This is a genomic window from Miniimonas sp. S16 (assembly GCF_057748195.1).
In genome coordinates this window covers 2307725-2333126 of the sequence record NZ_CM173242.1, presented here as the reverse complement: position 1 = coordinate 2333126, position 25402 = coordinate 2307725, and the positions used below count along the sequence as shown (strand labels likewise).

Annotated in this window: 19 protein-coding genes; 3 read left to right on the top strand and 16 right to left on the bottom strand. The window is 73.7% G+C overall.

The genetic code is table 11. The features are described from left to right. Positions 1-154: 154 nt before the first annotated feature. Positions 155-1570, top strand: coding sequence for a dicarboxylate/amino acid:cation symporter (locus tag AC3AQ1_RS10190; protein WP_108718880.1), 1416 nt, complete (start codon positions 155-157; stop codon positions 1568-1570). Positions 1571-1648: 78 nt separating this feature from the next. Here the strand turns inward: AC3AQ1_RS10190 and AC3AQ1_RS10185 are convergent, their stop codons facing one another. Then, entirely contained in the window at positions 1649-2923 is a 1275-nt protein-coding gene (locus AC3AQ1_RS10185; protein WP_199916458.1) for a hypothetical protein, read from the bottom strand. Positions 2924-3078: 155 nt separating this feature from the next. On the opposite strand from AC3AQ1_RS10185, the gene pdxY reads away from it, so the two are divergent. Next, complete coding sequence (gene pdxY / locus AC3AQ1_RS10180; protein ID WP_108720142.1) at positions 3079-3930, top strand: pyridoxal kinase PdxY; 852 nt, start codon at positions 3079-3081, stop codon at positions 3928-3930. A 365-nt stretch (positions 3931-4295) separates the two neighbouring features. Here the strand turns inward: pdxY and AC3AQ1_RS10175 are convergent, their stop codons facing one another. The 10 genes from AC3AQ1_RS10175 to AC3AQ1_RS10130 form a co-directional block, all read right to left on the bottom strand. Further along, positions 4296-5039, bottom strand: a complete 744-nt coding sequence (locus AC3AQ1_RS10175) for a hypothetical protein (RefSeq protein WP_159096495.1) — start codon at positions 5037-5039, stop codon at positions 4296-4298. A gap of 312 nt (positions 5040-5351) precedes the next feature. Continuing rightward, positions 5352-7136: a cation:proton antiporter family protein gene (locus AC3AQ1_RS10170; protein WP_234417461.1), complete on the bottom strand. Its 1785-nt coding sequence runs from the start codon at positions 7134-7136 to the stop codon at positions 5352-5354. Further along, entirely contained in the window at positions 7133-7954 is an 822-nt protein-coding gene (locus AC3AQ1_RS10165) for an ABC transporter permease (protein WP_108718879.1), read from the bottom strand. The genes AC3AQ1_RS10170 and AC3AQ1_RS10165 overlap by 4 nt, the downstream gene beginning before the upstream one ends. Then, on the bottom strand, positions 7951-8802 hold the full coding sequence (locus AC3AQ1_RS10160; RefSeq protein WP_234417460.1) for an ABC transporter ATP-binding protein: 852 nt from the start codon (positions 8800-8802) through the stop codon (positions 7951-7953). Before AC3AQ1_RS10160 ends, AC3AQ1_RS10165 begins: the two co-directional genes overlap by 4 nt. Positions 8803-8858: 56 nt before the next feature. Beyond that, positions 8859-9641, bottom strand: a complete 783-nt coding sequence (locus AC3AQ1_RS10155; protein WP_108720141.1) for an ABC transporter ATP-binding protein — start codon at positions 9639-9641, stop codon at positions 8859-8861. A gap of 2 nt (positions 9642-9643) precedes the next feature. After that, positions 9644-11353 (bottom strand): ABC transporter permease, encoded by a 1710-nt coding sequence (locus AC3AQ1_RS10150; RefSeq protein ID WP_370445274.1) that lies wholly within the window; start codon positions 11351-11353, stop codon positions 9644-9646. Beyond that, positions 11329-12528 carry a thiamine ABC transporter substrate-binding protein gene (locus AC3AQ1_RS10145; RefSeq protein ID WP_108718877.1) on the bottom strand — a complete coding sequence of 400 codons (1200 nt, stop codon included), beginning with the start codon at positions 12526-12528 and terminating at the stop codon, positions 11329-11331. The genes AC3AQ1_RS10150 and AC3AQ1_RS10145 overlap by 25 nt, the downstream gene beginning before the upstream one ends. Positions 12529-12773: 245 nt before the next feature. After that, positions 12774-15146, bottom strand: coding sequence for a hypothetical protein (locus AC3AQ1_RS10140; protein ID WP_108718876.1), 2373 nt, complete (start codon positions 15144-15146; stop codon positions 12774-12776). Positions 15147-15481: 335 nt separating this feature from the next. After that, positions 15482-16132 (bottom strand): GNAT family N-acetyltransferase, encoded by a 651-nt coding sequence (locus tag AC3AQ1_RS10135; protein WP_108720139.1) that lies wholly within the window; start codon positions 16130-16132, stop codon positions 15482-15484. A 7-nt stretch (positions 16133-16139) separates the two neighbouring features. Continuing rightward, positions 16140-16625 (bottom strand): (deoxy)nucleoside triphosphate pyrophosphohydrolase, encoded by a 486-nt coding sequence (locus tag AC3AQ1_RS10130; protein WP_108718875.1) that lies wholly within the window; start codon positions 16623-16625, stop codon positions 16140-16142. A 37-nt stretch (positions 16626-16662) separates the two neighbouring features. Here AC3AQ1_RS10130 and map point away from each other — a divergent pair, with 37 nt between their 5' ends. Next, a complete protein-coding gene (map, locus tag AC3AQ1_RS10125) occupies positions 16663-17430 on the top strand; it encodes a type I methionyl aminopeptidase (protein ID WP_108718874.1) in 768 nt (255 codons plus the stop codon). A 134-nt stretch (positions 17431-17564) separates the two neighbouring features. Here the strand turns inward: map and AC3AQ1_RS10120 are convergent, their stop codons facing one another. The 5 genes from AC3AQ1_RS10120 to AC3AQ1_RS10100 all read right to left on the bottom strand — a co-directional run bounded on the left by AC3AQ1_RS10120 (position 17565) and on the right by AC3AQ1_RS10100 (position 25293). Then, on the bottom strand, positions 17565-18719 hold the full coding sequence (locus AC3AQ1_RS10120) for an LCP family protein (RefSeq protein WP_234417459.1): 1155 nt from the start codon (positions 18717-18719) through the stop codon (positions 17565-17567). A 219-nt stretch (positions 18720-18938) separates the two neighbouring features. After that, positions 18939-19859, bottom strand: coding sequence for a PfkB family carbohydrate kinase (locus AC3AQ1_RS10115; RefSeq protein WP_199916457.1), 921 nt, complete (start codon positions 19857-19859; stop codon positions 18939-18941). 206 nt (positions 19860-20065) lie between these two features. After that, a complete protein-coding gene (locus tag AC3AQ1_RS10110) occupies positions 20066-21076 on the bottom strand; it encodes a hypothetical protein (protein WP_108718873.1) in 1011 nt (336 codons plus the stop codon). Positions 21077-21448: 372 nt separating this feature from the next. After that, entirely contained in the window at positions 21449-22483 is a 1035-nt protein-coding gene (locus tag AC3AQ1_RS10105; RefSeq protein ID WP_234417458.1) for a transglutaminase family protein, read from the bottom strand. Then, positions 22480-25293 (bottom strand): circularly permuted type 2 ATP-grasp protein, encoded by a 2814-nt coding sequence (locus AC3AQ1_RS10100; RefSeq protein WP_108718872.1) that lies wholly within the window; start codon positions 25291-25293, stop codon positions 22480-22482. The genes AC3AQ1_RS10105 and AC3AQ1_RS10100 overlap by 4 nt, the downstream gene beginning before the upstream one ends. Between the last annotated feature and the right edge of the window lie 109 nt (positions 25294-25402).

Sequence of the window (25402 nt, the reverse complement as noted above, 5' to 3'; positions counted from 1 at the left end):
CGTCGCCCTCGAGTACCCCCGTCTCACATCCCGGCCGATTCGTGACGATTCGACCGGAGGGTCGAAACAGGGCGCACAGTGGAGAGCAACCCTGCCCACCCCGAAGGGACGAGCTGTGTCCTCCACCACACCCACGGAGCCGACGAGCGAACGCGTGACCGCGCCCGCCGCCTCCACCGCCAGCCCCAAGCGCTCCGGCTGGCACCGCCTCACCGGCTTCGGCACCCAGATCGTGATCGCACTCGTGCTCGGCGTCGCGCTCGGCTTCCTCGCTCGCGAGATGGGCCCGCTCGAGAGCGGCGACCCGAACTGGCTCACCGACCTGCTGTCCACGATCGGCGGCACCTACGTCTCGCTGCTGCGCGCGATCGTCCCGCCGCTGGTGTTCCTCGCGATCGTCGCCTCGATCGCGAACCTGCGGAACGTCACCAACGCGGCCCGCCTCGCGTGGCAGACGCTGCTCTGGTTCGCGATCACGGCGCTCGTCTCCGTCGCCATCGGCATCGGGCTCGGGCTCATCCTCCAGCCGGGCAACCACACGTCGGTCACCCCCGACGCGGCCGCGGCCCCCACCCACGGCGGCTCCTGGCAGGACTTCCTCCTGGGCCTGTTCCCGAGCAACATCCTCGGCATCGGCGGCAGCGCACCCGAGGGCGGCGGCGACATCTCGATCAGCTTCAACGTCCTGCAGATCGTCGTCATCTCGATCGTCGTCGGGCTCGCCGCGCTCAAGGTCGGCCGCCAGGCCGAGCCGTTCCTCACGTTCGCCCAGTCGGCGCTCTCGGTCATCCAGAAGGTGCTGTGGTGGATCATCCGCCTCGCACCGCTGGGCACCGTCGGCCTCGTCGGGCGCGCCGTCGCGACCTACGGCTGGGACCTCCTGCCGACGCTCGGCGTCTTCACGATCGCGATCTACACGGGCCTGGCCATCGTGCTCTTCGTGCTCTACCCGGTGATCCTGCGCACGAACGGGCTCGGCGTCGGGCACTTCTTCCGCGGCGCGTGGCCGGCGATCCAGCTCGCGTTCGTCTCGCGCTCCTCGATCGGCACGCTCCCCCTCACGCAGCGCGTGACCGAGCGCAACCTTGGCGTTCCGCGCGAGTACGCCTCGTTCGCCGTCCCGCTCGCCGCGACCACGAAGATGGACGGCTGCGCCGCGATCTACCCGGCGATCTCCGCGATCTTCGTCGCCGAGTTCTACGACATCCACCTGTCCGTCATGGACTACATCCTCATCGCGTTCGTGTCCGTCGTGGGCTCGGCGGCGACGGCGGGCCTCACCGGCGCGCTCGTCATGCTGACCCTCACGCTCACCACGCTCGGCCTGCCGCTCGAGGGCGTCGGCCTGCTCATCGCGATCGACGGGATCCTCGACATGGGCCGCACCGCGGTGAACGTCGCGGGCCAGGCCCTGGTGCCCACGATCGTCGCCAAGCGCGAGGGGATCCTCGACGTCGCGCAGTACAACGCGGCCTCGGCCGAGGACCTCTTCCGCGACGTGGACGACGTCACCACCGAGACCTCCAAGACGCCCGACGGCGAGCTCCAGCCCGCAGGCGCCCGCGCCTGACGCGTCGCTCCAGCACCCGAGAGGGCCGGTCCGATCGAACCGGCCCTCTCGTGCGTCGGGTGGGCGCCCTGTCCCCGCTCAGGGCGCGAGGTCGCCCATGGTGATCGACGGATCGATGAACTGGTTCGTGTAGAGGTCCTCGGGATCCACCGAGGCGTCGGCCGCGAGCGACCCCGTCGCCTGCAGCACCGGCGTGAACGTCGAGACGATCTCCGCCATCCGGTCCCCGTCCATCTGGCCGAACACCCCGGACGCGGGGTCGTCGAACACGAGCCCGTCGGACAGCTGGGTCGCCGCCGAGAACGCCGCGACGCCCGCCGAGTACGTCCACGAGGTCTGGTACTTCTCCACCAGCTCGACGATGAGGTCGTTGGTCGGGCCCGGGTCGGCGAGGTAGTCGATCTGCGACTGCTGCAGGATCGGCACGAGCTTGGCGAGGCAGTCCGCCTCGCCCTCGACGTCGGCCGCACGGACCGTGATCGGCTCCGGGTAGATCGAGTACCCCAGCTCGTGCAGGTACTGGAAGGCCACCGGCTTCATCCACTGCGGCACCTCGTTCTCGTACACGTACGGCTCGGAGGTGCCGAACCCCTGCTGCATGATCGACGGGTCCGTCACGAACCGCTGCGGCGTGCCCTCGTAGGACGGGTCGATCTGGTCCATCGACACGATGCTCTGCGACGCGAGCAGCGACGGGATGATCTCGCCCGACGTCACGATCGTGGCGCCCGTGGCGGCGACCTCGGCGATCGTCGTCGCGTCCGGGTACGTGGCCGGGTCCCACATGTAGATCTGCGGCGACCTCGTCATCTGGCTCGTCACCGCCACCACGGGGCGGCCGTCCGCCGCCGCGTTGATCGCCTGGTCGGAGTTCACCGCGCCGACGAGGATCGAGGTGTCCAGGTACATGAGGTCGCTCACCCGCTGGAACCCGACGTTCGCCCCACCTGGCCGCACCTCGACCTTCACCCCCGTGTCGACGCCGTGCGCCACGAGCGTCCCGGTCACCGACTTGGCGTCCTGGTCGACCGTGTAGTCGGGCCCGACCAGCGCGTACATCCCGCCGTGCTCGGCCTCCGGCTGCCAGTCCTGCTGCATCACCACGGTCGCGGGGCAGACGTCGGACAGGTCGAGCGGTCCGCCGGCTTCCGCGGCCGGCAGGCCGGTCGCATCGTTCGTGCCCGACGGCGAGCCCCCGTCTCCCGTCCCCCCGCCCGTGCAGGCGGCGAGGACGAGGCAGAGGGCGAGCGCCGCCGTCGTGCCTCCCGCTCGGGCGGACCGACGCCCGACGGCGAGGCGTCCGCGAGTGGAGAGAGCAGGGTCAGGGGTGCGCACGAGACGCGTGGGTCGCATGGGGATCCGTTTCGGGCTCTGGGGAGCCCGAGGCGGGCTCCTGGCAATTTCAGCGGGTAGCGGCAGTCTCAGGCGCGGGGTGCGGACACTCCGGGCGGCAGGTGCGCTCGGGTGAGCGTACCGCCGTCGCCCCCGGGGAGTTCTACGCTCGGAGCGTGAAGATCCTCTCGATCCAGTCCTCGGTCGCCTTCGGTCACGTCGGGAACTCGGCTGCGGTGTTCCCCCTCCAGCGGATCGGCGTGGAGGTGCTGCCCGTCTACACGGTGCACTTCTCCAACCACACGGGCTACGGCGCCTGGCGCGGCCCGCTCCTGAGCCCCGACGACGTGCGCGAGGTCATCACCGGCATCGAAGAGCGCGGCGTGCTCGGCCAGGTCGACGCGGTGCTCTCGGGCTACCAGGGCGGGGAGGGCATCGGCGACGTGATCCTCGACGCCGTCGCGCGGGTCAAGGCCGCGAACCCCGCCGCGATCTACGCGTGCGACCCCGTCATGGGCAACGCGAAGTCCGGCTGCTTCGTGGCACCCGCGATCCCCGTGCTGCTGCGTGACCGCGTGGTCCCGGCCGCCGACCTCATCACGCCGAACCAGTTCGAGCTCGGCTTCCTCACGCGCACCGAGCCGCGCACCCTCGAGGAGACGCTGGAGTCGGCCGACCTCGCGCGCGCGACCGGGCCGAGCTCCGTGCTCGTCACCTCGGTCGAGCGACCGGACCGCCCCGAGGGCACCATCGAGATGCTCGCCGTCACGCCCGACGGTGCGTGGATCGTCCAGACGCCGCTGCTGCCGTTCAAGGCGAACGGCTCCGGCGACGTCACGGCGGCGCTGTTCACCGCGCACTACGTCCGCACGGGCGACGCCGCGTTGGCGCTCGCCCGCACCACGTCGTCGGTGTTCGACCTGCTCACCACCACCTACTCCTCGGGCGAGCGTGAGCTGCAGCTCGTCGAGGCGCAGGACTTCTACGCCGAACCGCGGATGCAGTTCGAGGTGACGCAGGTCCGCTGACCGGGCCGGCGGGCGATCCGGGCGGGCGATCCGGGCGCGCGGGCGGGCGATCCGGGCGGGCGATCCGGGCGCGCGGGCGGGCGATCCGGGCGCGCTCACCGGGCGGCCGCCGGACGCTTTGACTGGTCGGCGTGACGCATTGACTGGCTAGATCGGCGCGGCCCGCACTCGCAGGGCTGTGACCTGCGGCGACGCTGAGCGGGACGCGCCGAGAAGGCATCTGACCAGTCAATGTGTCGCGGCCACCAGTCAGAGCGTCGGGCCGCGCGGCGCCGGGCGATGCCAGGCGGCGCCAGTGCGAGCGCTGACGCCGGGCAAACGGGCCTCGAACGGCCGGGCGAGGCCGTACCGCGGCCCGTTGGCGGTCAGGCCCAGCCGAGCGTCTCGGTCACGACGTCGAACGCCCGGCTCGGGAAGGCCGCCCACCCAGGCTCGAGCTCGGCCCTTGCCAGCGCGACCAGGCCGCGGGCACACGCCTCGGCGTCGCCGTCGAGCAGCGCGCCGATCCGCGCGGCGACGTCGGGCAGCACCCGCTCGATCCGTCGGAGCGGGTCGAACGGGCTGCGCCGCGCGTCGGGGGCGAGCCGCTGGCGCAACGCCTCGCACAGCGGGGTGAGCGCGTACGTGCGCACGAACACGCTGCCGGAGATTCGCTCCCCGCGCCGCAGGCGGCCGACGCCGATCGCCGTCTTCACGAGGAACACGCCGATCTGGTCGGCCGGGTCGGGCAGCGGGTCGGGGTCGGCGGTGACGACGTCGCCGCCGTCGAGCAGCACCTCGCGGTCGGGGTCGCGCACGACCCACGGCAGGCCGGCACCGAACTCGGCGACGAGCCCGTCGTCGTAGAGCGCGACGCCGCCGGCCCCACCCTCGACCGCACGCAGCACCAGCCGATCGGGGTCGGGCAGGAACGCCCAGCTCGCGCGGAGCTCGTCCGCCCGATCCGGTGCGAAGAAGACGTTGAAGTCGAGGTCGGACCACTCGTCCCGGCGCCCGGCCGCCGCGCGCGTCGTCGAGCCGAAGACGATCAGGCTCGTGACGCCGTCGGTCGCGGCGCACGCGTCTCGCAGTGCGGAGGTTCGGGGCTCGAGGTCACGGGGCGTCGGCACGCGGCGATCCTCCCGCATCGCGCGGCTACCTCCCTACCTGAGCCAGCCACGCGGCTCACGATCCCGGGCGGACGGCCCACTCCGACGGGAGAGCGACTCGTCGTTTCGCCAGAGCGACTCAGCACCTGCTCGCCGCCGGACTCAGGCCTGTGACCTGCGGTGACGCGCACCGCGCTGCCGGCGAGGGGCGAGTGAGTCGCTCTGGCGTCACGCGCAGTCGCTCCGCCGTATGGCACCGTCGCTCTAGCGTGACGCACGGTCGCTCTGGCGTCACGACCAGTCGCGGTTGACCAAGCGCGATCCCGCGGGCCGTCAGCCCGTCCCACCCGTCCCGCCGGCATCGGCCGCCTCGCCATCACCCGGCGCGATGCCGTCACCAGCAGCGGCACTGGTACCGCCCGGCGCCGAGGTCGAGCCAACACCCACCGGCGCACCCGCACCCGCACCAGCCCCTCCAGCCTCACCCCCACCAGCACCAGCACCGTCACCAGGACCCCCAGCACCACCAGCAGCACCAGAACCCGCCCCGGCCACGCGCGCGATCTGGTCCGCGAGCTCCAGCCCGGCAGCCGCGTACACGTTGAACGCGGTGTCCACCCCGTGCTCGCGTGCCCAGCGCACCTCGTCCTGGTAGCGGGCCACGGCGGCGACCTGCCCGGTGAAGCCGGACTCGCGCAGGCACTCGAGCGCGGTGACGTTGGCGCCGTGCCGCGGCATCGCGAGCACCGCCATCCGCACCGAGGAGTTGCGGCGCAGCCGGTTCCAGAAGTCCAGGTCGGTCGCGTCGCCCTCGATGACCCGCCGCCCCTCCCCGACGAGCGTCGCGACGCGCGGCCCGTCGTAGTCCACGCCGACCACGCGCAACCCGTAGGAGCTCACGAGCCGGTCGTACGCCGCGATGCCGACGCGGCCCATCCCGAGCACCACGACCTCGGCGTCGCCCGCGTCGCCGGGCCGCTCCTCGATCTGCAGCCGTGACTCGTCCTGCGCCGGCAACCGCAGCGCGATCTTCTCCACCATGAGGTGCCCGCGCCCGTTCACCAGCGCCGAGAACACGAACGACAGGGCGACGGCGATCGCGATCTCCACCAGCCAGCTCGGCTCGAGCAGCCCCGCCGTCACGCCGACCGACACCACGATGAGCCCGAACTCGGAGTAGTTCATGAGGCTCAGCCCGGCGAGCAGTGCCGTGCGGTACCGCAGCCGCGCCAGGACGAGCAGCCCGACGTAGCCCGCGCCCTTGAGCGGCAGCAGCGCAACCATGAGCAGCGCGACGCCGATCGTCGGCAGGTCCGGCAGCCCGGTGAGCCCGATCGAGACGAAGAACCCGACGAGCAGCAGCTCCTTGACGTGGAACAGCGAGCGCGCGAGCTCGGAGGACGCCGGGTGGGACGCGAGCAGCACGCCCATGACCAGCGCGCCGAGGTCGCCCTTGAGCCCGACGGCGGTGAACAGCACGTACCCCGGCACGATCGCCATGACGATGCCGAACAGCGACTGCATCTCGCCGTGCCCGAGGCGGCTCCACACCCGGCGCAGCAGCCGCGTCAGCGGCCAGAGCCCGACGAGCGCGAGCGCCCACGGGCTGGGCGGGTGGCCGCTCGTCGCGGTGAGGAACACGACCGCGGCGAGGTCCTGGACGACGAGGATGCCGATCGCGATCCGGCCGTACAGCGAGTGCGACTCGCCGCGCTCCTCGAGCACCTTGACCACGAACACCGTGCTGGAGAACGAGAGCGCGAGGGCGAGCAGCGCGACGGTCCGCACGTCCTGGCCCGCGAGCATCGCGATCCCGACGGCGCCGCCGCACCACAGCACCGCCCCCACCACCACGACGCTCGCCACCAGATGGGCCGACGCCGTCAGCCAGACCTCGCGCCGGACGAGCACGCGCAGGTCGAGCTTGAGCCCGATCGCGAACAGCAGCAGCGTCACCCCGAGGTCGGCGAACACGTCCAGCTGCGGCAGCTCGCCGACGTGCATCGCGTTGAGCGCGAAGCCCGCGGCGAGGAACCCCACGAGCGGCGGCAGCCGCAGCAGCATCGCCAGGCCGCCCAGCCCGAAGGTGACGACGAGGTAGATCGCCGCGGTTGTCACGGGCGGCCCCGCCCGTACCAGCGCCCGACGACCCAGCCCTCCAGCGCCGCGAACACCGAGAACACCACGACGCCGAACAGCGCCGTCAGCCCCACGGCCGTGAGCAGCGCGTCCATGTTGAGCCGCAGCGTGTAGATCCGCAGCAGCCCGCCGATCCCGGCCGCGCCCTGCTGGAAGAAGAAGTCCCCGACGATCGCGCCGATCACGCTCAGGCCCGCCGCGCTGCGCAGCCCGGTGAACACCGACGGCACCGCGGCCGGCACCTCGAGCCGGCTCAGCCGCTGCCAGCGGGTCGCGCGGGCGAGGGTGAACAGGTCGTGCGCGGCGCGGGTCGGGCCGGACGTCAGCCCGAAGAACGTCGTCGAGATGACCGGGAACACCGCGATGATGACCGCCACGACGATCCGCGCCGGGATCCCGTACCCGAACCAGATCCCGATGAGCGGCGTCAGGGCGAGGATCGGCACCGTCTGCAGGATCACGGCGTACGGGTAGAGGATCCGCTCGGCCCATCGCGACTGCGCCATGACCACCGCCCACCCCGTCCCGATGACGAACGCGAGCGCCAGTCCGGCCAGCGCCACCGTCGCGGTCCGCCAGAGCGCCTGGAGCATCGGCGTCATGATCGTGGCGTCGCCGAGCGTCGCGAGCACCTCCCACGGTGGCGGCAGCAGGAACCGCTTGCTCGGGTCCAGCACCACGAGGCTGACGAACGTCCACACCGCGAACAGCCCTGCCGCCGCGATCGCGACGGTGAGCAGCGTCGTGACGAGGCCGGAGCGGCGCCCGCCGGCGGGCCGCGCCCGGTGCGGACTCACGGCTCGCCCCTCGCGTCGGTCACGCCCGACGGCGAACCCTCGCTCGCCGTCGTCGGCTCGCCCCTCGCGTCGGTGACGCCCGACGGCGAAGGCTCGCTCGCCGTCGTCGGCTCGCCTCCCGCGCGCTCGAGGAGGCGCGAGACGTCCCCGGTGAGGGCCGCGAACTCGGGCGTGAAGCGCAGCTCGGGCGGGCGCGGGTGCGCGAAGGGGACCGCGACCTCGGTCTCGACGCGGCCGGGGCCCATGACGAGGACCCGGTCGGACAGGTAGACCGCCTCGGACACCGAGTGCGTGATGAAGAGGCCGGCGAAGCGGCGGCGCGCGAAGATGCCCTGGAGCAGGGTCTGCAGCGAGAGCCGGGTGATCTCGTCGAGGGCGCCGAACGGCTCGTCGAAGAGCGCGAGCTCGGGGTCCGCGACGAGCGCGCGGGCGATCGAGACGCGCATCCGCATGCCACCGGAGAGCTGTCGGGGGCGCTTGTCGAGCGCGTCGCCGAGGCCGACGTCCTCGAGCGCGCGGTGGGCACGCTCGGTGCGTTCGGCGCGGGTGACGCCGCGCAGCTCGGGCACGAGGGCGACGTTCGAGGTCGCGGTGCGCCACTCGAGCAGCGTCGGGTCCTGGAAGACGAAGCTCACGGCGGCAGGGTCGGTGTCGAGGTGGACCGACCCGCTCGTGGGGGGTTCGAGGCCGGCCGCGACCCGCAGCGCCGTCGTCTTGCCGCAGCCGGAGGGGCCCACGAGGGTGACGAGCTCGCCGCGTCCGACGGTGAGGCTCACGCCGTCGAGCGCTCGGGTGCCGTCGCCGAACACCTTGGTGACGCCGTCGAGCACGAGGGCGGGAGGCGTCACGGACGGGAGCCTATCGGCGCGCTGTTTCGCGGCGGTCACCGGGCGTGCTGGCGACCTCAGCGCAGGAACGCCGCCACGTCGTGGTCGAGCGCGACGTCGCCGGCCAGCTCCGCTGGCGTTGCGAGCGCGCGCAGCCGCCCGGCGATCATCACGCCCACGCGGTCGGCGACCGAGAACGCCTCGGCGTGGTCATGGGTCACGTACAGCGCGGTCGTCCCGGAGGCCGCGAGGACGCGGCGCACCTCCACGCTCAGCTCCTCGCGCAGCCGACGGTCCAGGGACGACAGCGGCTCGTCGAGCAGCAGCAGCCGCGGCGCAGGAGCCAGCGATCGCGCCAGAGCGACGCGCTGCTGCTGCCCGCCCGACAGCGACCCCACGGCCCGCGCGCCGTACCCCGCCAGGCCCACCAGCTCGAGCATCTCCGCCACGCGCTCGGCCCGGGTCGCGCGCGTCGCGCCGAACGGCGTCCCACGCAGCCCGTAGGCGACGTTGCCCGCGACGTCCCGGTGACCGAACAGCTGCCCGTCCTGGAACATGAGGCCGAACCCGCGCCGGTGCACCGGGACCGGCGCGACGTCCCCCCCGTCCCAGCGCACCTCGCCCGCGGCGAGCGGCTCGAGCCCGGCGATCGCCCGCAGCAGCGAGGACTTGCCGCACCCGCTCGGCCCGAGCAGCGCGACCACCTCCCCGGGTGCCACGTGCAGATCCACGCCCGCGACCGCCGTCGTCGGCTCCGAGCCCCTGCGCGAGGAGGGGTAGCGCACGACGGCGCCGCGCACCTCCAGCCCGCGGGCCTCGCCCGCACTCGGGCTCGGTCCGCGCTCGTCCGGTCGGCCCACGCTCACCACTCCCCCGCGTGCGGCGGGCGCAGTCGCTCCGCCGTCGTCATCACCAGCGCGACCACGACGGCGAGCAGCACCGACGCCGCGAGCGCCATGCCGTAGTTGCCCTCGCCCGGGCGCCCGAGCAGCCGGTAGATCACGACGGGCAGCGTCGGCCGGTCGGGCCGCGCGAGGAACGACGTCGCGCCGAACTCCCCGAGCGAGACCGCGAACGCGAACCCCGCGGCCAGCCCGATCGACCGCAGCGCCATCGGCAGCTCGACCGTCCAGAGCACGCGGCCCGGGCCCGCGCCGAGCATCGCGGCAGCCTGGCGCAGCCGGGGGTCGATCGCGCGCAGCACGGGCAGCACCGTACGCACCACGAGGGGGATCGAGACCATCGCCTGCGCGATCGGGATGAGCACGAGCGAGGAGCGCAGGTCCAGCGGCGGGCGGTCCAGCGCGATGAGGAACCCGAACCCGACCGTCACCGCGGACACGCCCAGCGGCAGCATGACGGCCGCGTCCAGCGCGCCGAGCGCACGGCGTGCGGTGCGGGGCCGGGGCCGGCGGGACAGCACGAGCGCGAGCACCACCCCGACGGCGAGCGCCAGCACCGTGGCGTCCGTCGCCGTGCGCAGCGAGATCGCCGCCGCGTCCCAGGCGGTGACGGTGAGCGCGCGGTCCCCGGTCGACCCCAGCGCCACGTAGTGCTCGAGCGTCCACCGCCCGTCCTGACGCAGCGACCGCACGAGCATCGAGCCGAGCGGCAGCGCGAGCGCGGCCACCGTCAGCGCGGTCACGCCCACGGCGACCCGGTCCACGGCGCAGGCGCGCGCACCCAGGCGCAGGGGCGCCGTCGCGCGTCGTGCCTCGACGAGGGCGAGCGACCGCTCGCGCCGCGTGCGCAGCCGACCGCTCACCACGAGCGTCGCCGCGACGATGACGAGCTGGAGCACGCTGAGCACGGCCGCGGTGCGCAGGTCGAGGAACTGCGTGGTCTGCAGCCAGATCTCCACCTCGACCGTGGCGTAGCGCTGCCCGCCGAGCACGAGGACGACGGCGAACGCCGTGGCGCAGAACAGGAAGACCAGCGCGGCGGCCGACGCGATCGCGGGTGCAAGCGCCGGGAGGGTCACGGTGGCGAACGCGCGCGCGGGCGACGCGCCGAGCGTGCGTGCGGCCTGCTCGGCGCGCGGGTCCAGCCGCTCCCAGACCGACCCGACGACGCGCACCACGAGGCCGTAGTTGAAGAAGACGAGCGCGGCGACGACGGCCACGAGGCTGCGGTCCCAGCCCAGCGCGCCGAGCGGTCCGCCCGCCGCGAGCAGCGAGCGGAACGCGACGCCGACCACCACGCTCGGCAGCACGAACGGCACCGCGACCAGTCCCCGGACGAGCGCGCGACCGGGGAACGTGCAGCGGTAGAGCACGTACGCACCCGGGATCGCGAGCCCGACGGCGAGCCCCGTGCCGAGCGCCGCCTGACCCAGGGTGTGCCCCACGACGCGCCAGGTGCGCGGGTCGGCGAGCACCTCGGCGAAGCCGCCGAGGTCGAGGTGGCCGTCCGTGACCACGCCGCGCGCGAGGATCGCCGCGACCGGGTAGGCGAAGAACGCGAGGAGGAACGCGAGCGGCAGCGCGACGGCGAGCGCCCACGCGCCCGCCCGCACCGCGGTCCAGCCGCGCTCGCGCGGCGCCGTCGTCAGTCGAGGACCGTCTGGGTCCACTGGTCGATCCAGGTCGAGCGGTTCGCGGCGATCTCGTCGGCCGGCACGGCGAACGGGGTGGTCGCGAGCGGGGCCCACTGCGCCCAGTCGTCCGGCAGCGCGACCGTGTCGTCGACCGGGTAGACGTACATCGAGCCGGGCACGTCGGCCTGCACCGCCGGCGAGAGGAGGAAGTCGATGAAGGCCTGCGCACCCTCGGGGTTCGCGGCGCCGGTGAGCACGCCGGCGAACTCCACCTGCCGGAAGCAGGTGTCCAGGAGCGCCGCGGTGGTGGGCTCGCCGTCGTCGCCCACGGTGTAGGGCGGCGAGGACGCGTACGAGAGGACGACGGGCCGCGTGCCGTCGCCGCCCCCGCCGCTGAAGTCGACGTAGTAGGCGTCGGACCAGCCGTCGACGACGAGCACGTCGTTGTCCCGCAGCCGCTCCCAGTAGGAGAGCCAGCCCGTCCCGTCCCCCGTCGTCGAGGACCCGTCCGCACCGCCGAACGCCGCCACCGTCGTGAGCAGGAACGCCAGGCCGGGCGAGGACGTCGCCGGGTTCGTCACCACGAGCTGGCTCGCGTACTCGGGCTGCGTGAGGTCCTCGAGCGACGCGGGCGGCGTCTGGCCGTTCTCCTCGTACCAGGCGAGGTCGACGTTGAGGCACACGTCGGAGACGTCGACCGGCGTGAGCGCGTCGCCCAGCAGGTACTGCTCGGCGCTCGCCGGCAGCGCCGGCGACGTGTACGGCGCGAAGACGCCCTCGTCCATCGCGCGGCTCGCGAACGTGGTGTCGACGCCGAACACGACGTCCCCGAGCGGGGAGTCCTTGGTCAGCACGAGCTGGTTGACCAGCGCACCGCCGTCGCCCGGCGCAACCACCGTGACCTCGATTCCGGTCTGCTCGGTGAACGACGCGAGCACGTCCTCGCTCAGCGCGAACGAGTCGTGCGTGACGAGCGTGATGGACGACGGCGACGCTCCCGTCCCGGCGCTCGCCTCGCCGTCGGCGGTGGTCGCCCCGTCGGAGGTCTGGTCGGCGGTGGCGCCCCCCTCGTCCGAGGCACCGCCCCCGCCCCCGACGAGCGAGCAGGCGGTGAGGCTCAGGACCGCGGCGAGCGCCGCCGTCGGGAGCAGGGTGCGGCGAACGCGAGCGCGACGCGAGGGACTGGTGCTGGTGACGGTGCTGCTGGACATGCGTGGCTCCTCCCGAGGGAGGGGCGGCGGACGGGTGCCCGCCGGGAGTTCCCGACTTCCTTCGCCGGTGCTAACCGGAGCAGGTTCGAGGGTCTGCGGCGAGCCGCACTCTCAGCGCCCGTCCCACCCGGTCGGGGTCGGTGGCGCTCCCCTGTCGTTTCGCGAGCGAGCCTACCGCGCCGGGGGCGGGCCGACGGTGGAGGGCGGGCTCGCCGTGCGCCGACGGACGGACGGGGCGCGAGATGTCACCCGGCGGTGTCGCCGTCGCCGTCGTCGGGCGGCTCCGCGGCGGACATCTGCACGTCGGGCCCGCCCCGATCCTCGCCCCCACCGCCGGCACCCGCGGCCATCAGCGTCGCGGCGCGGCGCTCGAGCCGGTCGGCGAGGGAGTCGATGTCGTCGAAGACCGCGGGGACGGAGGCCCAGACGTCGCGGAGGTCCTGGATCTTGAAGGCCGGCGCCCCCGTGAGCTGGGCCACCTGGCCGATGATCGCGTCCATCGCGCTCTCGAACCCGGTGGTCTGCGCCATCGCGGCACGCAGGCCGCCGACGAAGGCCTGCACCTGCGCAATCTGGCTGTCGGTCATCTCCGCGGCGAGGGCGAGGAAGTCGCCGACCTCCGTCGCGTTGTCGCGCACCGTCTCGACCGGGGCGCTCACGGCGCCCTTGGCCGTGTCGACGGCGCTGCGCACGCCCGCGACGGCGAGCTCGAGTCCGCTGTTCACCACGCCCGCACCGGTGTCGACCACGGACTCCGCGAGGTCGGCCAGGGCGCCGTCCCCGAGCTCCGTCCTCGGGATCTCGACGTCCGGAACGGTCAGCGCGTCCACCTCGGCCAGCACGTCCGCGGCGCCGGTGCGGACCGCGTCGGCGTTGGCCTTGCCGTCGCGCGCGGTGGCCTGGAACTGCTGGAGTGCGGCGATCCGGTCCTCCATCGAGGCCAGCGCGGTGTCCGTGGCCTCCTGGATGACCTGGAAGCTCGACTTCCCGTCGAACAGCTCGGCCGAGATCGCGTCCATGTTGGCCAAGGACTGCGCGGCGGTCGCGCTGGCCAGCCCCAGCTCGGCGTCGACCCCGGCCCACGCGACCCGGCCGGCCGCGGAGGTGGTGCGCAGGTTGGCGGCCTGGGCCAGCAGCACCGGCACCGCCGCGAGGCCCGCGAGGTCGCCCGCACCGATGGCGCCGGTGCCGCTGCCGTCGTCCGCATCGCTGTCGCCGCCCGCGGCGAGGCGCTGCACGGCGGGCTGACCGGCCGGCTGCGGCCCGGCCTCGTGGCCCGAGCCCAGCACGTCACCGCCCCACACGTTCCACAGCTTCTGCGCCCAGTCGAAGATGTGCTTGCTCGCCTCCTTGATGAAGGCCCACAGCGCCTTGAGCGCCCCCTGGTTGGCGCTGACGATGCCGGTCTGCGAGACGCCGGCCGAGGCGAGGGCGATGACGTCGAGGACCCAGGAGACCGTCGACCCGATCGCGTTGGCCGCATACCCGTCGGCGAGCGCGGCCCAGGCGGTGTGCTGCTCGGGGTTCTTGTCCGCGTTGTAGGCCGCCCCGACCATGAGGCCCGTGTCCAGGAAGACCAGCACGGTGGAGTTGTAGGCCTTGACCAGCGCGAACACCTGGTGCGCCGCGGCCGACACCGGGATGAACGGCGCGCCGATCACCGAGCCGACGAGACCGTCCTGGACGAGCTCGTTGACGTAGACCACGTGCCCGACGGCCCCGTTGAGCACGTTGACGCCGTTCCGGACCAGGAGGAAGGCCGAGAAGATCGGGTGGTCGCTGAGCTTGCCCGGCACCGCGTCCACGTCCTGCGCGAACTGGATCGAGTCGGCCGCCAGCCCGCTGTAGAGCCCGAGCCCGGGGATGAGCCGGCCGAACTCCAGCGGTGTCCGGATCGCGTTGCCGTGGTCGACCACCCAGCTGCCGAAGTCGAACGGCGGTGACGGTGCGGTCGAGCCGGCACCGGGCGCGCCGCCCGCTCCGCCGGACCCGTCGGTACCACCGCCCCCTCCACCGCCGCCGCTGCTGCCGTCCATCGAGGGGCCGGCCGGGCCTGCCGGCGTCTCCTGGGGTGCAGGCTCCTGGTCGGGCGTCGGCTCGGCGGGTGCCGACGGGCCCGACGTCGACGGTCCGGTCCCCGGGGAGGCCGGCTCGAACGAGGCCGGGACCTCCGGTCCGCTCTGGTTCGCCTCGGGTGCGGGGATCGAGACCGCGGGCTCGGGCTCCGACATCGGGCCGGGTGTCGAGGCACCGGCGCCCGACGGCGTCCCTCCCCCGGGCGCGTCGGGTGCGGCGGGCGGGGGCGCACCGTCGGAGGTCGGGCTGCTCGACGCCTCGGGCGAGGCCTCGGGCGCCGGCTCGGAGGTTAGCGTCTCCTCCGACTCCTCGAGCAGGCTCGCGGGCGCCTGACGCTGCAGGCTGTGCACGACGGCTCGGTTGCCCGCCAGCCGCTGCATCGAGACGAGCTGCGCGGGCGAGACCGGCGGCCGGCGGGTTTCCGGCGCGGTCTGGGTGCCCGCGACCGTCAGCAGAGACGGTGCTGCGCCGGACGCATGCGGACGCGGACCGACGAGCCGCTCGGGTGCGTCAGCCTCGTCCGCATGCAGCGTGCCCGTCATCAGCTCCCCTCCGCCGGCGGAGTGCCCGTGAGCGCGCCGGGTTCGGGCATCCACTGGCATCCTCCCCGGCCCGCGGACACGGCTCGAGCCCAGGCCCGCGGTCCGATCGGGCGGGGCCAGCTGCCCGATCGGGCAGGTCGCAGGGTTGGCGACTCGCTAGGCTCGCCACCGAACGCTGAGTTGCGGTCACGCCTCCCCACCGAATGCTGAGCTGCGGCCACTAGAGCGCCCGCTGGTGTGCATAACCCAGCGCTCGGCACACCCCCATGACCAGAACCCAGCGCTCGGCACACCCGCCCGACCACAACCCCGCGCCCAGCGGGGGCGGCCAGGCGTCAGCGCAGGTCGACTGGCACGAGCCGCGCTCGGAGCCCCGCCTGCACCGCGGGCCACTCCGGCGCGAGCACCGAGTAGACGGCGGTGTCGCGCCACGTCCCGTCGGCGCGCGGGTTCGTCCGACGCAGCACACCCTCGAACGTCCCCCCGAGACGCGAGATCGCCGCGCGGGACCGGTCGTTGCGCGCGTCCGCCTGGATCTGCACGCGGTGGAACCCGGAGGCGAACGCGTGCTCGAGCAGCATCAGCTTGCACGCGGGGTTCACGGTCGTGCCCCACACCGACGGCGCGTACGCCGTCCACCCGACGTGGAGCGACTCGCACGCGAGGTCGACGTGGCCGTAGCTCGTGGTGCCCACCACCTCGGGTACGGCGTCGAGCGCGACCGCGGGCTCGCCGTCGGGCACGCGCACGACGACGTAGGTGAGGCCCGCGCGATGCGGCACGTAGTCGAGGAACCAGGCGGCGAACGCGTCGGGGTCGGCGGCGCGCTCCGGCGTGAGCGCCGCGGCGCCGCCGCCCCAGCCGCCGGCGAACACCTCGGGGCGCGCGAGCGCGCGGTGCAGCGCGGGCAGGTGGTCCGGGCGCAGGGGCTCGAGGCGCAGCGCGCCGCGCGCGAGCGTCGTGCGCTCGAGGGGCTGCGCGGTCACGTGCGGCTCACGGCACACGCGGAAGGCCGAGGAAGCGCTCGAGCGCGCCCACGATCGGCAGGTCGGCGGCGAGCCAGGGCACGGACCGCCAGTCGCCGACGTCGAGCCAGCGCAGCTCGTCGTGGTCCTCCAGCGGGAGGGGCACGCCCTCGGAGACCACCGCGAGCCACACGAGCATGCGGTGGCCCTGGTGGATCGGCCAGGTCATGAGGGTGAGGTCGGAGCCGGTGCCGACGTCGTCGGAGTCGACGCCGGAGTCCTCGGCCCGTTCGCCGTCGGGGCCGGGCACGATGCGGCCGAGCTCGACCGTGACGCCGAGCTCCTCGCGCAGCTCACGGACGAGTGCGGCGCTGGGTTGTTCGCCCGGCTCGACCTTGCCGCCCGGGAACTCCCAGGCGCCGGCGAGCGTCTTCGGAGCGCTGCGGCGGGCCGCGAGCAGCCGCGTGGGCTGCTCGAGGTCATCGAGGATCGCAGCGGCGACGACGAGGGGCACACGCCGATCGTAGGCGGGCCGCCGTAGGCTGGGAGGCGTGATCGAGCTCAAGACCCCCACCGAGGTCGCGCAGATGCGCCCCGCCGGCCGCTTCGTGGCGTCCGTCCTCACCGCGCTGAAGGACAAGGCCGCCGTGGGCGTGAACCTCCTGGAGCTCGACGAGCTCGCCCACCAGATGATCCGCGACGCCGGCGCGACGTCCTGCTACATCGACTACCACCCGAGCTTCGGCGCGATGCCGTTCGGCAAGGTGCTGTGCACGAGCGTCAACGACGCCGTGCTGCACGGCCTGCCCTACGACTACGTCCTGCAGGACGGCGACCTGCTCTCGGTGGACTTCGCGGCCGACCTCGAGGGCTGGGTGAGCGACTCGGCGCTGTCGGTGATCGTGGGCACGGAGCGGCCCGAGGACCGCCGGCTCATCGAGGCGACCGAGGTCGCGCTCGCGGCCGGCATCGAGGAGGCTCGGGTCGGCAACAAGCTGGGCGACATCTCGTGGGCGATCGGCGAGGTCGCGCACCAGTACGGGTACCTCGTGAACACCGACTTCGGTGGCCACGGCGTCGGGCGCACGATGCACGGTGAGCCGCACGTGCCCAACGACGGTCGCGCGCACCGCGGGCTCAAGCTCAAGGCCGGCCTCGTCATCGCGATCGAGCCGTGGTTCCTCGCCACGACCGACGAGATCTACACCGACCCCGACGGGTGGACCCTGCGGTCCGCGGACTCCTCGCGTGGCGCACACTCCGAGCACACCGTGGCAATCACGCCGAGCGGGCCGCTCGTCCTGACCGCGCGGGACTGACGCGCACGGTCAGTGTCCGGAGCCGCTCCCGGGGCCGGTGGCTCCCGGCGGCCAAGGCCGGTTCACGACGGCGTCGCTCGCCTCGCAGCGTCCCTGTCGGTTCGCGGACCCTCGGTCAGGTCACGGGCGCTCGATCAGTTCACGACGGCGGGCAACCGGTCCAGCGTCGAGCCGTTCGCCCCGAGGTAGGCGCCGAGGTCGTCGTTGCGCCACGCCTCCATGAGCGGCGCCAGCGCGGCGTCGTCGAGCAGCACGATGCTCTGGCCGTCGTCGCTGCGCCCGGTTCCCGAGTAGGGCGCAGTGAAGAACGTGATGTCGCCGGTCGAGAGGCCGCGCAGGTCCAGCGCGAGGTTGCGCAGGACGTCGGACGTCAGGCCGTCGTCGGCAGAGATCGACGACGAGAGCGTCGTCAGGAGCGAGGTGAGCTGCACCGGGTTGGTGAGCACGCCGGAGTTGCGGACCTTGGCGGCGATCGCGCGCATCCACGCCTGCTGGCGCTGGACCCGGTCGAAGTCGCCGCGCGGGAGCGAGTACCGCTCACGCACCCACTTCAGCGCCTGCGCGCCGTCGAGCGTCTGCTGCTCCCCGGCCGGGATGGTCACGCCGTCGACCGTGAAGTCCTCCTTGAGATCGAGGACGACGCCGCCGAGGTCGTCGGTGATGTTCTTGAACGACTCGAAGTCCGTCACGACGAAGTGGTCGATGCGGACGCCCGTGAGGTCCTCGACCGTCTGGATGAGCAGCGGCGGACCGCCGTACGAGAACGCGGCATTGATCTTCGCCTCGCCGTGGTCCGGGATCGGAACCCACGAGTCACGCGGGATCGACATCACGTACACGTGCTTCCGGTCGGCGGGGATCTGCACGAGCATGATCGTGTCGGTGCGCTGCGCACCGTACGTCCACTGGGTGGGGTCGCCCGCCGAGATCCGCGAGTCCGAGCCGAGCACCAGGAAGTTGATCGTGGACGCGGCGTCGTCGGGGACGTCAGTGGAGGTGGTCGGGACCGGTCGATCGGTGACACCCGCGAACGGGTCACCGAGCGACTCGATGTTGTTCATCAGGCTGCGCTGGAACAGCCACACGGCCGACGCGCCGCCGACCCCGAGAACGAGGAGCACGCACAGGACACCGATCAGCGCCTTGCGGGCGCCCGAGCGGTTCGTGCGTCGCTCGTCCGCCGGGTCGGCCGTCCGGTCCTCGTCGAGGTCGAGCCGGCCCTCGTCGGGCTCGGACGGGACGTCGGCGGACGCGTCGTCGTCGAAGTCGTCACGCGGGTTCTCGGGCACCCCCGAACCCTAACGACGGCGCCGCGCGAGCGCCCGGTGTCCCCCGACGTGTGCGCCTTCCCTCCATGCTGTCCCCACGAGGTGCACGGCTCGTGCACACGCGGGCGGCGGACGGCGCGGGCCCGGGTGTGTCCGCGCCGTGCGTTCCAGGGGCAGGATCGGGACGCGGCCCACCCCCGCAGCCGCCACCTCGACGACGAGCGCACGCGGTCGGGCGGGCTACCGGCGCAGCGCCGACAGCCACGCGCGCGGCCCCGCGTGCTGCACCCGCTCGGCCGCCACCTCGACGCCGAGCCGCGCCGCCTCCACGGCACCGGCCCCGTGCGCGACGGCGAAGGCGTACGCGCCGTGGAACGCGTCGCCCGCCCCGAGGGTGTCCACCGCGGGGACGGTCGGCACCTCGACGAGAACCGCCATGTCGGCGAGGTCGAGGCCCGAGGCGGGCTCGCCGTCGGGCATCACGGACCACAGGCGGACGGGGCCGGCGCCCGCGGTGGCGACCACCACCGGGACCCCGCGTCGGCGCAGGTGGGCGGCGGTGTCCGCGGCGGAGGTGGCGCCCGGCGGGCGGACGCCGGCCGAGCAGACGGCGTGGGTGGTGAGCGGGGCGAGGTCGTCGAAGACCGGCTTCCAGCGACCGAGGTCGACGACGACGGGCACGCCCGCGTCGTGCGCGGCCCGGGCGATGCCGACCGCGAGGCGCGGGTGGTGCCCGTCGAGCAGCACGACGTCCGCTGCGCCCGGGCGCGCGAGCAGGTGGGCGGACGGCTCGACGTCGGGCGCACCGCGGGCGTCCGACCCGACGACGCTGCGCTCGCCCGTGCCCGCCGTCACCGTGATCGCCGAGACGGGTGGGGTGAGGGCCGTGCCGGGAAGGGCGAGGTCGAGGACCTCGACGCCATAGCGCAGCAGGTCCGCCCGGACGAGGTCGGCCACGGCACCGGACCCCAGCACGGTGGCGAGCACGGCCCGGCCACCCAGCGCCGCGAACGTGACGGCCGCGTTGGCCGCGGGTCCGCCCGCCGCGACGTAGGTCGCCGTCGCCGTGACCTTCTCGTCCGGGCCGGGCGGTCGGTGGACGTGGTGCACGACGTCGAGGGTCGCCAGACCGGCGAACAGTCCGAACGGGGTCGCGGCCACGGGGCCATCCTGCCGCGCACGCCACCTGCAGCGTGACGCCACAGCGACTCCGCGTGACGGGAGAGCGACTCAACGGCTCTTCGCGCGCGGTCCCATGGCAAAGCCACAGGTCAGCGCGTCGCGACCCGCGGTCACAACGTGTGGAGTCGCTGTGGCGTGAAGCAGAGTCGCTCTCCCGTCACGTGCCGGTTCGATCGACCTGACGCTCACACCGGCCACACGACAGCGGCCCGAGCTGCGCCGGTCAGGTGCCGGGCTCCCACCACCCGGTTCCGCGGCTCGACCGCAGCGCTCCTCAGCGCCTCGACGCCGGCACGCAGCTCGTCCGAGACGTGCTCGGCGAACGGCAACGGTCCCGTCATCGTCACGAGGCGACTTCTCGTGCGCGCGAGCACGGCAAGCGGGTCGCTGTCCTCCCACGCGTACCGATGCGTGAGCAGAGTCAGGTCCAGCGCCGTGCGGTCGCGCCGTCGGTCCTTCCGGTACGGCACGCGATCGCGGTGATACGCGAACCCGTCGATCTCCGTGATCAGCAGGCCGTCGACGAGCATGTCCACCTCACCGACGGTCGGGATCTCGATCTCGGGTGCGACGGCGAGCCCACCCCGCCGCAGCACGAGCCTCACCTCGGTCTCGCGCAAGGCGCGAGCGCGCCGGTCGATGTCGTCGTCGAGTGCCCGAGCCAGCGCGACCGACGTCCGGGCAACCTGCGCGAGAACGGAGCGCCGCACCGCGCCCACCTTGCCGGGCGGCACCCGACGGAGGCTCTGGTCGACGACTCCGACCGCGAGGTCGTACGTCCCGGAGTGCACGAGGCACAGCACCGCGCGAACGACGGCGTCCACGAACCTCGTGGCGCGGAGCTCGCCGTCACGCTGGGCCTCCTCGTGATGGCGCACCACGCCGTCGGGCAAGGCCTTGGCGTGACCCCGGTGCGTGGGCACGGAGACGTGGACGACGTCCGGATCGCCCGGAACCTGGACGCCGAGCAGGTGCAGCCGAGACACGCACGAGACGAGGCCGTTCTGCTGGGCGGCGAGCGCGAACGCGCGCGCGGCGTCGGGCAGCGCCACACAGCCGCGCTCGATGCGCACGAGGTCACCGCGCGCGACACACAGTCGGATCAGATGGGGCGTCGCCGCGAGCTCGTGCACGCGCGCGGCGCCCCCGCGTCGACGCAGCTCGCCGAGCACGCCCTGCTGTTCTGCGGAGTTCATGGCTTCAGCACACCCGCGACGCGCGCGGACCGCGGCGGCGAGCCTCAAGTCTGTGGATGACCGGTCCCGCTGCGGTTGTGGGGACAGTCTGTGAAGCACACGGGCCGACGGGAGCGCCTCCAGCCCGAGGCAGGCGGGGTGACAGATGCGTCTCCAGTCCGACGGCAGATGGGCCCGCGCGTGACGCCACAGCGACTGGCCGTGACGCCACAGCGACTGACCTGGCACTGCTGGGCGCACAGCGGGCATCGCCGCAGGTCACAGGCCTGAGCGATCGGACGGTCATCGCTTAAGTCGCTGTGACGGAACGCAGAGTCGCTCTCGCGTCACCGCGGTCGCACCCACGGCTACCGCCGCGCCACAACCCCAGCCCTACCGCCGCGCGCGCGCCGCCCCGACCCCCGCCGCAGCCGTCGCCGCGTGCGAGGACCGCACCTCCTCGAGCTCCTCCTGCGTGAGCTCCATGAGGTCGACCCCCACCGACAGCGACGACCCGCGCCCCTCCGTGAACACGATGCCGCGCAGCGGTGAGACGTCGCGGTAGTCCCGGCCCCAGCCGAGGACCACGTAGCGGTTGTCGATGAACTGGTCGTTCGTGGGGTCCACGTGCAGCCAGCCGCCGCCCGGCACCCACACCGAGGCCCACGCGTGCGAGGCGTCCACGCCGCGCAGCTTCGGCCGCCCGGGCGGCGGGTTCGTCTCGATGTACCCGGAGACGTAGCGCGCGGCGAGTCCCATCGACCGCATGCAGCCGATCATGAGGTGCGCGAAGTCCTGACAGACGCCCTGCCGCTGCGCGAGGAGCTCGGGCAGCGTGGTGCGCACGGTGGTCGAGCCGGACTTGTACTCCAACTCGTCGTGGATCCGCGTGCACAGGTCGGCGATCACGTGCGCGAGCGGGGTCCCCGGCCCGAACGACGGCGCAGCGAACTCCCGCACCTCCTCGGTGACGTCCACCATGTCCGAGGCGAGCGTCGCCTCCGACACCGCGATCACGGCGTTGCCCCCGATCCCGTGCGACGCCGCCGAGCTCCCCCGCCCGGGTGAGCCGAGCGTGTGCGTGACCTCCGCGGCCTGGGACCACGAGATCATCGGCATTCGGTCGACCTGCGCCTGCTTGCGCGTCACCGTCAGCACGGACTCCGCCAGCACCTCGAGCACGGTGTGCTCGGTGTCGACCACGAAGTAGGAGGACCTGTTGCCGTGGAAGTCCTTGTGCTCCCCGATCTCCGCCGCGGTCGGGGAGATGTGCAGCGCCGACGTCACGACGTGCTGCCCGCCGCCCTCGCGCGGCAGCATGACCGCCCGCCCGTACGAGCTCGTCACGACCTCGGGGTAGGTGTACGTCGTGCGGTGCGCCAGCCGGTAGTGCCGCGGGGTCTGCACGTCCTCGCGCCTGCGGATCACGACTCCCCCCTCCCGCGGCCGGGCTCGCTCCAGACGGCTTCGCCGTCGTGCCCGACGGCGGAGCTCGCCGTCGCGGGTCCGGCTCCGGCCGCGGTCGGCGCGCCCGCGCCGGCGGTGACCGTCCCCACCGAGGAGCCCGTCGCGCCGCCCGACCCAGCGCCGGCAGTGGCGCCGTCGGGCCCGACGGCGAGGCTCGCCGTCGTCCGTCCGTCGCCCGCCGCACCGGCACCCGGCAGACCGCCCGGAGAACCCCCCGCCGACCCGCCCGGGACCGGCGCGAACGTGCCGGACGCGTCGAGCCACGGCACGGGCACCGGGTGGGTGAAGTGCACCCGCGCGATCTCCTCGCCCAGCTCCCGCAGGCGCCACCGCATCGACTCCAGGCTCTCGGCCAGGCGCGTGCGGTGCCCCTCGCCGTCGGGCTCGGACGCCGCGCCCGTGTCCATCTCCTCGAGGAGGTCCTGGACGTCGGCGAGCAGGGAGTCGCGGGTCGACGTCGAGCGCGCAGACGCGGGGACCTGCGCCAGGGCGTCGGCCAGCTTGCGCAGCTGGAACCGCAGCGAGCGCGGGTTCGTCGCGTCCTTGAGGAGGAGGTCGAGCACCGTCTCGACCGAGGCCGTGGCCTGGTAGCGGCGGCGGTAGGTGATGACGCTCTCGTGCGCGATCAGCACGGACTCGAGCACGAGCGTGTCCACCGCCGCGTCGCGCTCGACCCGGAAGGTCGCGAGCAGCACGTCGAGGAGCTGCTGGGCGCGCTCGAGCCGGCGGCCGGCGTCCATGAGGCACCAGCCGACGTCGCGCACCATCGACTCCGCGAGGATGCCGGCGATCGCGAGCAGCCCCTCGAGCAGGCGGGCCGTGATCGCGGTGACGTCGGTGTCGGTGCCGAGCGTGCCCTCGCGCTCCTGCCGGCGCCGTTCGGTGGACAGCGCACGTTCGAGCGAGGACAGCGCGGTCCACGTGTCGGTCGACATCTGGTCGCGCACCGAGTTCGCGCACCGGGACATGCGCGCGACGGCGTGCCCCACCGACGGCGCGGCGCGCGCGTCGAGCACGAGGTCGGACAGCGAGTGCGGCCCGAGCACCTCGATGAGGGTGGTGGACAGGACCGCGAGCGCCGCCACGCCGTCGGAGGACTGACGCCCCGCGTGCCGTCCGCCGTGCGAGGCGGCCCACGCCGTCGCGCTCGGCTGCGAGGGTGCGGCGAAGTCGTTGAACCGGTCCCCGACGGCGCGCACCAGGCGCGTGACGCCCTCGGCCCGCTCGGTGTAGCGGCCGAACCAGAACAGGTCCTCGGCGGCACCGGGCGAGATCGACGTCGGCACGCGCGCAGGGCTCGGTCCGGCGTCCTCCGAGACCCACGGGTCGGTGACGGTGTACGGCTGGGAGGAGAGCACCCAGACGTCCTTCGCGGCGTCGGTGGGGCTGGGGTCCACGACGTCGCTGCCGGCACGCGCCACGCGCGCGACCCCGCCGGACATCACCTGGTAACCCTCGCCGCTCGCGACGGCGTAGGTGCGCAGCTGCGTCGGCCGCGCCTCGAGCGCCACGCCGTGCACCGCGGGGGTGGTCGACGCCTCGACGCGCTCCTGGCCCACCCACAGGTGGGGCTGGCCCGCGATCTGGACCGCGAGGTCGGCCCGCTGGGAGATCGTGAGCTCCCAGCCGCGGACCGCGGGCTGGGACCCGTCCGTGGAGCGCACCACGAGCCGGTCGAGGTTGGCGATGACGTGCGAGCACATCGACCGCTCGCCGCACCAGTACGTGACGGTCGAGGGGATGAGCAGCTCCTCGCCGAGCACCTGGCGCGCGATCCGGGGCAGGTAGGTGAGCAGCCCGGGGTTGTCCAGGACGCCCGAGCCGAGCGGGTTGACGATCGTCACCACGCCGTCGCGCGCCGCCTGGACGAGGCCGGCGACGCCGAGCCGGGAGTCCCCGCGCAGGTCCAGCGGGTCGCAGTACTCCGCGTCGAGGTGGCGCACGATGACGTCGACGGGCTCGAGCCGGCCGAGCGAGCGCATCCAGACGCGGCCGCGCTCGACCACGAGGTCCTCGCCCTCGACGAGGGGGTAGCCGAGCATCGTGGCGAGGTAGGCCTGGTCGAACGCGGCGGGCGAGAACGGACCGGGCGTGAGCAGCACGGAGCGCGGGTTGTGTCCCGCACCGGCGGGGGCGGCCTCGCGCACCGCGCGGCGCACGGCCTGGAAGAACGGACCGACGCGGCGGATCCGGGCTCGGCGGTAGAGCCCGGAGAGCACCTCGGCGATGATCCGGCGGTCCTGCATCGCGAAGCCCATGCCGATCGGGACCTGGGCGCGGTCGGCGAGGACCTGCCAGGTGCCGTCGGCGTTGCGCGCGAGGTCGGTGCCCACCATGAACAGCTGGTGCGGCCCCGGGTTGCGGATGTCGTTGACCGCCCGGACGAACCCGGGGTGCCCCAGCACGAGGGCGGGCGGCACCACGCCGCTCGTGAGCAGCGTCGCCTCGCCGTACAGGTCGGTGAGCAGGTGGTCCAGGAGCAGCGCCCGCTGCTCGAGACCGGCCTCGACGTGGGCCCACTCGTGCTCGTCGAAGAGCACGGGGATCGGGTCGAGGAGCCAGGGTCGCTCCTCAGGGCCGGCGCCCTGCCGCACACCGCTGTCCTGCAGCAGCCCGGCGACGTCGCGCGCCCGGTCCGCGAGCTGCACCCCGTCGCTGAGCCCGGCCAGCTCGGCCATGAGCGCCCACGCCTCGCGCGCGGCCCCCGTGGACTGGAGCATCTCGTCGTGACCCGGACCCGCGGCGCGATAGCTCGCGAGCAGATCGGTCATGGGGACCTCGCGGCTTCGTCAAGTGTGGCGACTGGCGCCGTCGCCTCGGGTCGGGCGACTTGGTGAGTGTATTACCGACGCGAGGGCGGACGTGGTTCATCGAGGCGGG